Consider the following 11,695-nt stretch of genomic DNA (forward strand, 5'->3'; position numbering starts at 1 on the left):
GTCTTACGGAGAATAATATGAAAGGTTTGATGGAGGGCAAACGCGGCCTTATTATGGGAATTGCGAATGACCATTCAATTGCTTGGGGCATTGCCTGTCAGCTCGCACAAGCAGGAGCGGAATTAGCGTTGACTTATCAAGGAAATGCTTTTGGAAAACGTGTTCATCCCCTAGCAGATAAACTTGGCTGCAAATTAGTGCTAGAGTGTGACGTTGAAAAAAGTGAAAATATTGATTACGTCTTTGAGCAACTTGAAAAAGAATGGAAAACAATTGATTTTATTGTCCATGCCATTGGTTTTTCAGATAAAACTCAGCTAAAAGGGCGTTACGTTGATGTTACAACACGTGAAAACTTTCAACGCACGATGGTTATTTCAGCTTATTCCTTTACTGAAATTGCCCAGCGCGCGGGTAAGCTTATGCCCAATGGAGGAACACTTTTAACTCTTACCTATGGTGCTTCACAGCAAGTTGTGCCTAATTATAACATCATGGGTGTTGCTAAAGCAGCTTTAGAAGCTATGGTACGTTATTTAGCAGCGGACTTTGGTCCTCAAAATATTCGTGTCAATGCGATTTCCGCTGGTCCTGTTAGAACTTTAGCAGGTAATGGTATTGCAGCTGCACGGGCAATATTTTCACATCAACGCCGTAATGCCCCATTACGGCGTACCGTAGATATTCATGAAATTGGAAAATCTGCTCTTTATCTACTCTCTGACTTATCATCAGGTGTTACAGGTGAAATCCATTATGTTGATTCAGGCTATAACATCATGTCTATGCCAATACTTGAAGAACTGAAAAAAAGTGACGATTCCCAAGAAGAATAAAATTTATTTCATTGCACTAAAAAAGAAAATCAATCATGTACATAGTGCTTTAATCGGGTATTGAGTACTTTCTCAGCTATATAATAGTGTATTGACTTATAATAATATGACGTAAGGAATATGTGCAAATGTTTGTAAGAATAAGTCAATACAAAACCAGATGTACGATGCCTTGTTTCGCAAAATATTTTATAAAAGCCGGAATATTTCTTCAATCCATGGTTGATAAAGTGTGTATTTTATGACGTTATTTACCTTACTAAAGCATACGCTTTTGCCATTGCTTATAAATCAATATCCAACCCTCATGCCACCGCAGTTTGAAACAGAGATTAGAGAATTATTAAAACCCTTAGTTTCAGCTTTTGTGTAGCAAATTGAAAAAAATATTCCTACCGTTTGATTTATTCTTGAAACGCAAATACAATCTAATTTAGGATGAATATGAAGGCGTAAAGAAATCAATCATTAATCTTACTATTGTTCTTTAATGAAAGCATTGCTCTGATGTGTCAGGTAAAATAGAACACCCAAAAACACTATAGCTGTTTCTCCTTCATGCATTTTTTAAAGATATCTCTCAATGCACGCCATTCCATTTCACAATGGTACCTGTAGAACATATAAAAAATCCTTGTGAAGTACATAAAATCCTTTTTTTACCACCATTTTAATGTTTATACAGATGACAAACCGACACCGTCATTTTACTTGCCATGTTCTAATATTGAAACAACCCTTGACACTTGAGATGATTCATTAGAAGTATCTTTAATAATTTTTATCCACATACTAACCCGCTTGTGACAAGCAAACATATATTTTTAATTAACTCAATACAAAAATAAAATGAATTATTTATATAAATCAATTTTTTATCTTTATAATCACATTATTTTTCAGTTTAAATGACAGCCACAAACAAGTACAATAACATTTTTTCAATCTTAGACTTTCAAAGTTATAATTCCAAAAATCATTTCTTGCATATAAAAAACAGAATTGACATGTGAGAAAATAAAAGGCTTAAATATCTCTACTGAATAGCTTCAAGTGCCAAGAGCTGTCTCACAACATTTGGGGGTGTAATGATGCTCGTCTTCCTCCTTCATAAACATAAAGATGGGGATGTGCACAATAGCTTTATCGGTTACACTATTCACGGTCACCGTCGCAAATTGGACTTAGGATTTTTAAGAGAGGTCTCTTTAAAACAAGCACGTGAATATATAACAGCAATCGTGTTTTTTTGGACGTTTTATTTTACCTGACACATCAGAGAAATGCTTTCATTAGAAAATGAGAAAAATAAAGGTGTGAGATAATCTCCATTATTTAAAAGATATTGCTTTAGATAGCGTAAAACTGAATTTAAAAATGATTGTAGAAATGGGAACCGATTTTCAGCTTTAAAATTTCATCTTCTTCCCAAATTAGATTGTCTTCTTGTTTTAAAGAATTACAAAAACAGAGATTCACAATATCCCTGCCCCGATATTCTTAGCTTATACGTTACATAAATAAGATGCTTCTACCTAATGAGTCTTGTACTATTCTGTTTGCAAATATCATTGTGAGATGAATTTAAGAGACAATAAAAATATCTTGTTCATTACATTACATAAACATGTGTAAGTGGAAACGATAATTTATCTTAAAAGAGATAGCTCTTAGACAAAAGCCAAAACTTTTATATTTCAGCCATGTTTCATAAAGAATCGAATGATATGAATCTATAATTTTCTGGAATATGACTGCCTTATACAACCATCAATAAAATCTATTTTATATGTCTATCATAGCATGTTTCTATTTTTTACGATTGGAATTATTAAAAAACAGGATATTATTGAATTTCGTCCTTGAGGGCGCGGCTTAGTAATGTGTTTGCCGCTTCAGTTATATTTTTACCACAATAGAGAATTTGATAAATTTGTTCTACAATGGGCATTTCTACCCCAATACGCTGCGCCAACGTATATACTTCCTTGGTATTTAAGTATCCTTCCACAACCTGACCAATTTGTTTTTCTGCTTCTTTTATATCTATTCCTTTACCAAGAAGTATTCCAAAACGGCGATTACGCGACTGATTATCAGTACATGTCAAAACCAGATCACCTAAGCCTGTCATTCCCATAAATGTGGAAAGCTCAGCACCCATAGCCCCCCCTAAACGACTGATTTCAGCTAGTCCTCGTGTGATAAGAGCTATTCGTGCATTTGCCCCAAAACCTATGCCATCTGATATTCCTGCACCAATAGCAATAACATTTTTGACGGCCCCCCCTAATTGAACACCAATCATATCTGAACTTTTATAAACTCTAAAAGTTTTGTCACAATGAAAAAGTTGCTGCAATTCTTTACCAAACTCAACATCAGAAGCTGCTATCGTCATTGCAGTAGGCCAACCAATAGCTAGTTCTTGCGCAAAAGTTGGTCCAGAAAAAACAGCTAAAGGAATTTTTTCACCTAAAATCTCACGAGCAACCTCTTGTAAGAAACGTCCAGTACCATGTTCTAAACCTTTTGTAGCCCAAATAACGCGTGAATGCTGATCTAAATAAGGCTGAATATTATACAAAACTTGATGAAATACATGGCTTGGAACAGCGATTAATATATTGTGACTTGCCGTTATTGCAGTTTCAAGGGAAGCTTCAAGTAATAAATTTTCAGGAAATCGAACATCGGGTAAATATACTTGATTACAACGTTGTTCCTGTAATTCTTTGATATGTTGAGGACTATATCCCCAAAGTAAAACATTATGACCATTACGGGCAAGAGCTATCGCTAATGCAGTACCAAAAGAACCAGCACCTATAACTGTCATTGCAACGGTTTTCATTAAATTTTCTGATTATTCTCTAAATTTTTGATTTCAATTGCATATTATTATTACAAATAATTTTAATGCTATCTTTAATATAAATTCTTTAAATCTAAAAATATTACTGCTTCGTAGCTTTTTTATCTCACACAACATAAAAACTTGTTTCGCACATTCTCTTTCTTTGTAGTAAATTTTACAAATATCACTTTTTGTATATTCTACAAATAGCTATTTGTCTCAAAAATTAAAGCTTGACTAAATACCCCACGGACTTTCTTTTTTAAATTAAAAGTATATTCAAAATAATGATACTCATTCCACTGATATCTTGTACTTATCTCCTGCTTTATATCCTACAAATTTCTTCTACGAAGCTGATACATGCCGCATCAGCTCCGTAGATATTTCTAACAACTACTCCACAGGAAACTGCGTATTTGGATCTTGATCCATGGGCATTTCTGAACCAGGTGCTTGATCTACAGGAGTTTGCGTACTTAGACCCTGCCCCATGGGCATTTCTGAACGAGGTGCTTGATCTACTGGAGTTTGCGTACTTACACCCTGCCCCATAGGCGTTTCTGAACCAGGTGCTTGAACTACAGGAGTTTGCGTATTTAGACCCTGCCCCATCGGCATTTCTGAACCACGTGCTTGATCTACAGGAATTTGCGTACTTAGACCCTACCCCATAGGCATTTCTGATCCAGGTGCTTGATCTCCAGGAGTTTGCGTACTAAGACCCTGCCCCATGGGCATTTCTGAACCAGGTGCTTGATCTACAGGAGTTTGCGTACTTAGACCCTGCCCCATAGGCATTTCTGAACCAAGTGCTTGATCTACAGGAGTTTGCGTACTTGCACCTTGCTCCATCGAAACCTCTGAGCCCTGTATCTTTTCTGGCTGTTTTCTTACGGATATATCTTTGTTTGATAACTGCTCAGACACTGAAGAATCATCTCTACTTGATATTTCCGGTTCAATAACACGTCCTGAACCACCCATCATATTATAATTCAAATGAGAAATAGCCCACCAAGTTCCCCCAATAATAACAAAAACGCAAATAGCAGCAAACCACAACGCGCTTAAATTCCACTTGGCGTCTGGACCAGAATTCAAGTGCAAAAAGAAAACAATTTGTACTATAATCTGAATAATCGCCATCCCAATAAGATACGCAACCTTTGTACTAACTGCCCAACTTTCCATCATTCCATACATCACAGGAATAAAAGAACCCAAAGTGAAAAATACAGCCAGAATAAAACCAACCAAATAGGAACCAGTACTGGGACCATGTGTTTCATTTTGCACGCTCATCACAACGCTCCTAATAGATAAACCATGGTGAAAACACCAATCCATACAATATCAAGTAAATGCCAAAAAATGGAAAGACATGCTAAACGTGTTTTATTGTTCTGATCCAAGCCATTACGACGAAGATGAAAAAACATCACAACCATCCAAAGAAGGCCAACACTTACGTGAAGTCCATGGGTGCCAACCAAAGCAAAAAATGCTGACCAATAAGCAGAGAGAATTTCCCGTCCAAAAAGCTGTAAACCTGTTGCAGGATCAATACCCGCATAAGCATTTGGATCAAAATAAAAAACCTCACTCAAAAGTTCATGAAATTCGTAAAGTTCCATACCAATGAAGCAACACCCCAATCCAAAGGTAATAGCCATCCATAAACGCACACCACTGATGTTATTTTTATGTGCTTGTACCATTGCAAAGCCATAAGTGACGGACGAAAACAACAAGAAAGCAGTCTCAACCAAAACAAACTTTAAATCTATAAACTCACTGCCCGCTTTACCACCACCATAAGAAGCAGAAAATACAGCAAAACTTGAAAACAGTGTCGAAAACAGGATTAAGTCTGAAAGAATATAGACCCAAAAACCAAACGTCATTACCGAGCTACTATCGTGGTGAAGTTCATCTATAGTACTCGCGTTATTCATTGTTACAGCACTCATACTGTCACTCCTTGTTCTTTAAGAACAGCCGTAAAGGCATCTTCAGTTTTTTGCACTTCTTCAGCTGGAATATAGTAACCATGATGATCACCTGTTAATGAATGACACACAAGCGTTGCAATAAAACCAACCAGTCCAACCGCAACAAGCCACCAAATATGCCAAACAAGCGCAAAACCAACAACTAATGAGAAGAAGCCAGCAATAATTCCAGCCGATGTATTCGATGGCATATGAATTTTTGTAAATCCACTTGTCGGCCGTTGATAACCACTTTTCTTCATATTCCAATAAGCATCATCAGACTGTATCTTTGGAAGGAGGGCAAAATTATAAGAAGGAGGCGGTGAAGAGGTAAACCATTCAAGTGTACGTGCATCACCCCAAGAATCATTTAATGTTACCGGTAAGTGCCCTTTATGCTTAATACCGTACCAAATCGCCAAAACAACCTGTAGCACAAAACAAAGGATACCAAGTAAGATAATACAAGCACCCAATGCAGCAATAATAAACATCGGCTGCCAACTAGGTTCCATGTAATGCTGAAGACGACGCGTCGCCCCCATTAAACCAAGCGCATAAACGGGGAAAAAGGCAAGGTAAAAACCAATAAACCAACACCAAAAAGATGTAATACCTAGTATGCGATTTGGTTTATAACCAAAAACTTTTGGAAACCAAAATGCAATCCCCGCTAAGTACGCAAAAACCACACCTCCAATAATTGTATGATGGAAATGTGCTATCAAAAAGAGCGAATTATGAAACTGCCAATCAGCAGGAACAATAGATAATAAAACACCTGTTAATCCACCACCAACAAATGTAAAGATCATACCCATGCACCAAAGCATAGGAGGCTCAAAGCGAATCCGACCTCTATACATCGTAAGCAGCCAATTAAAAACTTTTACACCGGTTGGAACTGCAATAATCATCGTAGCAATACTAAAGAAGGTATTTACAGCTTCACCCCCACCCATTGTGAAGAAATGATGGCCCCAAACAAGAAGCGAAAGAATCAAAATAACCAACATGGCCCATATCATTGAAGTATAACCAAAGAGGCGTTTTGAAGAAAAAGTTGATACAACTTCAGAAACAATTCCAAAAGCAGGAACAACCAAAACATAAACCTCAGGATGACCAAAAACCCAAACATAGTTAATCCATACCATCGGATTTCCGCCACCAACATTGGTAAAGAAATTCATGTTCAAATAACGATCACATGCCAAGAGTGCAAATGCTACAGCCAAAACAGGATAAATGACTACAATAAGAACATTGCTGACAAAAGCACTCCAACAAAAAATAGGCATTCTCATCATTGTCATTCCAGGAGCACGCATTTTAATCATCGTTGCAATAAAATTCACTGATCCCATTGTTGTTGCAATACCAGAAAGCTGAAGTGACCATAAATAATAATCTACCCCTGTATCTGGACTCGTTTGCAATTCTGTAAAAGGTGGATACATCAACCAACCACCACGACCAAAATTCCCAACACCTAGGGATATGTTAATCAATATCGCCCCTGCAGCCGTAATCCAAAAACCTAGATTATTTGCAAAGGGAAAAGCAACATCACGCGCACCAATTTGAAGTGGTATAAGATAATTAAAAAGACCAAATAAAATAGGCGTGGCCATGAAAAAAATCATGATCGTACCATGCGCCGAAAAAATTTGATCAAAATGCTCAGGGGGCAAATAACCTGCTGTTTCACTCCCAAGAGCTAAAGCTTGATGCGTTCGCATCATAAGTGCGTCCGCAAAACCGCGAACAAGCATAATAATTCCAAGAACGATGTACATAATACCTATGCGTTTATGGTCAACAGTTGTAATCCAATTTCGCCATAAAATTCCCCACCACCCAAGCGCTGTCAGAGCAACGACAGCAATTAAACCAACCAAAACAATCGCAATACATGTATACAAAACGATTGGTTCATGTGCAAGCGCATGAAAAGCACCTGCCGTAGGATCTGTAAGTCTTCCAAACATTTCTCAACCCATTTCAAATGAAATTTAAGTTTAAAAGAAACCTTATATTAAAAATATTAAAAGGGCTCTTTCTCTATTGACCCTTTAAATAACATCAGGATCAAATACTGAACACAGTGCACCCCATAGCGTCTGAGCAGCAGCACGTTTCATTAAATCTTCATTACACACCGTATTTTCATCGACACATCGATTAACAACACGATAGTAAAGCCGCTTCTCAACAGGTGCAAAATAACGAACCTCAGCATCTTTTTCCTTCGCAGCAATATCACCCATACGAGGCGCAATAGAAAGTTGACGATAAGATGTACGATCAAGTACTCGACCATTAGCCCGAGCTTTTACAATCCAATCCTCAAAATCCTGCGAAGACACAGAATGCCACTTAAACCGCATACCCGAAAAACCATCACCACTGTAATTTGCTGAGGTCCCTTTGAATACCCCTTGTTCTTCAGCAACCAAATGCAACTTAGCATTCATCTGCGGCATAGCATAAAGAACCGTACCCAATTTGGGAACCCAAAAGGCATTGACAGAATTCTCTGACGTCAATTGCAATAAAACTTGACGTCCTTCAGGCGCGTAAATTTCATTAATCGATGCAACACCATATTCAGGATAAATAAAAAGCCATTTCCAATCAAGAGCTACAGCATCAATCTGCAATGGCTTTCCTTCACCCACCACCTCTACTGGAAGGGGATTTGTAGGCTCAAGCTTATAGGTATAATAAGTTGTTAATGAACCTAAAACCATTATGATTACAACTGGAATACTCCACATCAACGCTTCAATTTTATTTGAATGCGCCCAATCAGGAGAATAGTCCGCTTTCACATTCGATGCACGATATTTTATAGCTAAAAATACCACACTCACCATTACTGGAATGACAACGCAAAGCATAACAGCCACACAAACAACAATCAAAATGAGCTGTTGACGTGCAACATAACCTGATGGCTGTATAACATCAATTTTACAACCAGACAAAAGCAGTGCTCCCCCTAAAATCACAAGCATCTCTAATTGTCTAACAAAGCTTTTCATCTTCATTTACCCCCGTCATACGCACTAAAAACTGTCATAAATATATACCTCATATTGTACAGATTTGAAAATAATTATCAAGAGAATTAAATGCCTATATTACTCTTATTAAACGCTTACTCTTTACCTATCACAATTTAATTGTTTTGCTTAATTGTTTTGCAATATACTCAAGTGCAAACCGATATCCATCACCTCCACACCCAGTTATGATAGCGTCTACACCTGCAGATGTATAAGAATGGTGACGAAAAGCTTCACGCTGATAAATATGAGATAAATGAACTTCTACTTTCGGCCCTGAAAACATTTTTAGGGCATCAAGAAGTGCAACAGATGTATGACTGTAAGCCGCTGGGTTAATGATCAATCCAGAACTTGCCTCTATTGCTTCTTGTATCCATGCCACTAATTGCCCTTCATAGTTACTTTGATAAAAATTTATTATAATATCATTTTTTTTTGCCCATTCTCTGCATCTTTTTTCAATATCTTCTAGAGTTTCAGTTCCATAAATTTCTGGCTCACGTTGACCTAGAAAATTTAAATTAGGACCATTTAAAATCGTTATTATCTCTGACATAGCAAGCCTTTTCTTTCAGACCTATCACTTATTAAAAAAATATTTAGCATGTTTTACGGCAATAAAGCTCCATCCTTAATCTCAAAGAATTCTGCGCGTCCTTTTAAGTCATCAAATAAAAGACGATCTGTTCCTGTCATAAATGTTTGTACAGCTAAATCATCAAGAATATCAAATAGAGCAGCACGTCGATGCGAATCAAGATGGGCAGCCATTTCATCAAGAAGAAGAATGGGAGATCTTTCCGACATCATACCTGTTAGACGTGCATGACACAAAACTAAACCTGTTAGCAGCGCTTTTTGTTCACCTGTTGAACAAGATGTTGCTGCTCTATTTTTATCAGCATAAAAAACCTGCAAATCTGCACGATGTGGTCCTTCTAACGTCCGACCAGCAGCACGATCCATTGCGCGATTATGCCGCAATCGATCACAAAATTGTTCTTCAACTTCAGTTGCTGATATTTCACTAAGAGCTGTTTCTAAAAAACCATCAATTTGCAAAAAAGCTCGTGGAAAAGGTATCTGTGAGGGCATTTGTGTAAACATGTCATTTAAAAGACGAATAACATCAACACGCGCCGCAGAAATAGCTGTCGCCAATTCTGCCATTTGCTTTTCTAAAGCATCAAACCAAGCACAATCTTCATTTCCATCTAAAAACAAACGATTACGTGCGCGCATAGCTCTATCATAATCGGCTATGCGGCGCCTATGCAAGGGATCAATCGCCAAAACCATACGGTCCAAAAAACTACGGCGCTCAAGTGAAGGACCTGTAAAAAGACCATCCATAGACGGTGTTAGGACACTAATATGACAATAATCTGTTAGGCAATCACTCGACTCATTCACACCATTAATATGGACCTTTCGACTGTTATCGCTAACCTCAAAAGCTGTACCAATCTTTACTTCACCATAAAGAGCGCATTCAAGACGCGCAAATACAACAAATCCTCCACCACCATCTACAAAACTAACGTCAGAATAAACAGCACGCCGCAAACCACGACCAGGAGAAAGAAAAGATAACGCCTCTAAAAGATTCGTCTTACCAGCACCATTATGGCCAGTAAAAACCACATGCTGACCAGAAAAATGAATATTGAAAAAAGAATAATTGCGATAACGTAAAAGCTTCAGCTGCCTCACTGCCACTTTGTGCACATGACTGGCCATGCATTGCAAAACAACGGCCCCCTAAACGCGAATAGGCATCAGTACATAGAGCACATCCGCATCATCATTATCACGAATCAGAGCTGGTGCTCCAGCCTCAGCCAACATAAAAACCATCTCATCACTTGAAAGCTGCCCAGCAATATCCAAAAGATAACGTGAATTAAATCCTATCTCAAGCGGTTCAGATGCATAAGTTACTGATAATTGATCTTCTGCACTGCCCGAATCTGGGCTATTAACAACAAGCCTTAACTGTCCATGCTCAATCGTTAATTTAACTGCACGCCCCCGATCACTTGAAATCGTTGAAACACGATCAACTGCAGAAGAAAAGTCCTGCCTATTAACAATTAATTCTTTATCATTTCCAAGAGGGATAACACGTTGATAATCTGGAAATGTTCCATCAATTAATTTTGATGTAAAAATCACAGAGCCTATAGAAAAACGAATTTTTGTCTCCGAAAGCTCTATACATACATCGCTATCATTTTCTTCTGAAAGAAGTTTTTGCAATTCTCCTACAGCTTTACGGGGAACAATAACACCAGGCATTCCCTCAACTCCCGAAGGAGCTTCCATCTCAACTTGTGCCAAACGATGACCATCAGTTGCAACCAAACGCAATTTCAAAACACCATCATTAATAATATGGAAATAAATACCATTAAGATAATAACGGGTTTCTTCAGTAGAAATGGCAAATTGTGTACAATCAAGTAAATGTTTTAAGCCTGATGCCGATAAAGAAAAACGATAACCAAATTGCCCAGGAAGCGACTCTGGAAAGTCTGCCTTCGGAAGACATTGAAGCTGAAAATGTGCACAACCCGAAACAACGGACATTGTACCTGCTTGATTCTCATCGAGGGATAATACAACTTCATTGCTATCAGGAAGTTTTCGAATGATATCATAGAGCAAATGTGCCGGAACAGTTGTTGCTCCAGCTTGTTTAACATTAACTGCAAAAGATTCCATAACCTCTAAATCAAGGTCTGTTGCTTTTAACTGTACACGGCCATTTTCTGCATCAATCAACACATTCGATAAAATAGGAACAGTATTACGGCGCTCTACCACACGGTGAACCCGACCAAGAGACTTGAGAAATTGACTGCGATCAACTGTAATCCGCATAAAAGCCCCGTATGATTTACTAAAAACTATAAGAATTCTTTAGACTTA

The 11,695-nt window shown here is 37.8% G+C and carries 10 protein-coding genes; 1 reads left to right on the plus strand and 9 read right to left on the minus strand.

What is annotated here, in order from left to right:
- The first annotated feature begins 17 nt into the window (after positions 1-17).
- Positions 18-836 carry an enoyl-ACP reductase FabI gene (gene fabI / locus ACFIK4_RS05860; RefSeq protein ID WP_375610038.1) on the plus strand — a complete coding sequence of 273 codons (819 nt, stop codon included), beginning with the start codon at positions 18-20 and terminating at the stop codon, positions 834-836.
- Between the two features lie 1,846 nt (positions 837-2,682).
- On the opposite strand, the gene gpsA is transcribed toward fabI, so the two are convergent.
- From gpsA to dnaN, 9 genes are all read right to left on the minus strand, one after another.
- On the minus strand, positions 2,683-3,690 hold the full coding sequence (gene gpsA / locus ACFIK4_RS05865; protein ID WP_375652409.1) for an NAD(P)H-dependent glycerol-3-phosphate dehydrogenase: 1,008 nt from the start codon (positions 3,688-3,690) through the stop codon (positions 2,683-2,685).
- 399 nt (positions 3,691-4,089) lie between these two features.
- Positions 4,090-4,308, minus strand: coding sequence for a hypothetical protein (locus ACFIK4_RS05870; RefSeq protein ID WP_375675424.1), 219 nt, complete (start codon positions 4,306-4,308; stop codon positions 4,090-4,092).
- A 51-nt stretch (positions 4,309-4,359) separates the two neighbouring features.
- Positions 4,360-4,998 (minus strand): cytochrome o ubiquinol oxidase subunit IV, encoded by a 639-nt coding sequence (cyoD, locus tag ACFIK4_RS05875; protein WP_375675426.1) that lies wholly within the window; start codon positions 4,996-4,998, stop codon positions 4,360-4,362.
- Positions 4,998-5,666: a cytochrome (ubi)quinol oxidase subunit III gene (locus tag ACFIK4_RS05880; protein ID WP_375628427.1), complete on the minus strand. Its 669-nt coding sequence runs from the start codon at positions 5,664-5,666 to the stop codon at positions 4,998-5,000. Before ACFIK4_RS05880 ends, cyoD begins: the two co-directional genes overlap by 1 nt.
- Positions 5,663-7,681 carry a cytochrome o ubiquinol oxidase subunit I gene (cyoB, locus tag ACFIK4_RS05885; RefSeq protein WP_375675428.1) on the minus strand — a complete coding sequence of 673 codons (2,019 nt, stop codon included), beginning with the start codon at positions 7,679-7,681 and terminating at the stop codon, positions 5,663-5,665. Before cyoB ends, ACFIK4_RS05880 begins: the two co-directional genes overlap by 4 nt.
- Before the next feature lie 84 nt (positions 7,682-7,765).
- Positions 7,766-8,737 carry a ubiquinol oxidase subunit II gene (gene cyoA / locus ACFIK4_RS05890; protein WP_375615577.1) on the minus strand — a complete coding sequence of 324 codons (972 nt, stop codon included), beginning with the start codon at positions 8,735-8,737 and terminating at the stop codon, positions 7,766-7,768.
- Positions 8,738-8,867: 130 nt separating this feature from the next.
- Positions 8,868-9,320, minus strand: coding sequence for a type II 3-dehydroquinate dehydratase (gene aroQ, locus ACFIK4_RS05895; RefSeq protein ID WP_375611431.1), 453 nt, complete (start codon positions 9,318-9,320; stop codon positions 8,868-8,870).
- Positions 9,321-9,373: 53 nt separating this feature from the next.
- Complete coding sequence (gene recF, locus ACFIK4_RS05900) at positions 9,374-10,504, minus strand: DNA replication/repair protein RecF (protein WP_375675524.1); 1,131 nt, start codon at positions 10,502-10,504, stop codon at positions 9,374-9,376.
- A 21-nt stretch (positions 10,505-10,525) separates the two neighbouring features.
- Positions 10,526-11,647, minus strand: a complete 1,122-nt coding sequence (gene dnaN / locus ACFIK4_RS05905; RefSeq protein ID WP_375606188.1) for a DNA polymerase III subunit beta — start codon at positions 11,645-11,647, stop codon at positions 10,526-10,528.
- Between the last annotated feature and the right edge of the window lie 48 nt (positions 11,648-11,695).

Source organism: Bartonella sp. AP9QHHD (assembly GCF_042195625.1).
GTDB lineage: Bacteria > Pseudomonadota > Alphaproteobacteria > Rhizobiales > Rhizobiaceae > Bartonella.

Coding starts and splice junctions, on each gene's coding strand:
- dnaN (WP_375606188.1), bottom strand. CDS start 11,647: ATGCGGATTACAGTTGATCGCAGTCAATTTCTCAAGTCTCTTGGTCGG.
- ACFIK4_RS05880 (WP_375628427.1), bottom strand. CDS start 5,666: ATGAGTGCTGTAACAATGAATAACGCGAGTACTATAGATGAACTTCAC.
- cyoD (WP_375675426.1), bottom strand. CDS start 4,998: ATGAGCGTGCAAAATGAAACACATGGTCCCAGTACTGGTTCCTATTTG.
- cyoA (WP_375615577.1), bottom strand. CDS start 8,737: ATGAAAAGCTTTGTTAGACAATTAGAGATGCTTGTGATTTTAGGGGGA.
- ACFIK4_RS05870 (WP_375675424.1), bottom strand. CDS start 4,308: ATGGGGCAGGGTCTAAATACGCAAACTCCTGTAGTTCAAGCACCTGGT.
- recF (WP_375675524.1), bottom strand. CDS start 10,504: ATGGCCAGTCATGTGCACAAAGTGGCAGTGAGGCAGCTGAAGCTTTTA.
- aroQ (WP_375611431.1), bottom strand. CDS start 9,320: ATGTCAGAGATAATAACGATTTTAAATGGTCCTAATTTAAATTTTCTA.
- gpsA (WP_375652409.1), bottom strand. CDS start 3,690: ATGAAAACCGTTGCAATGACAGTTATAGGTGCTGGTTCTTTTGGTACT.
- cyoB (WP_375675428.1), bottom strand. CDS start 7,681: ATGTTTGGAAGACTTACAGATCCTACGGCAGGTGCTTTTCATGCGCTT.
- fabI (WP_375610038.1), top strand. CDS start 18: ATGAAAGGTTTGATGGAGGGCAAACGCGGCCTTATTATGGGAATTGCG.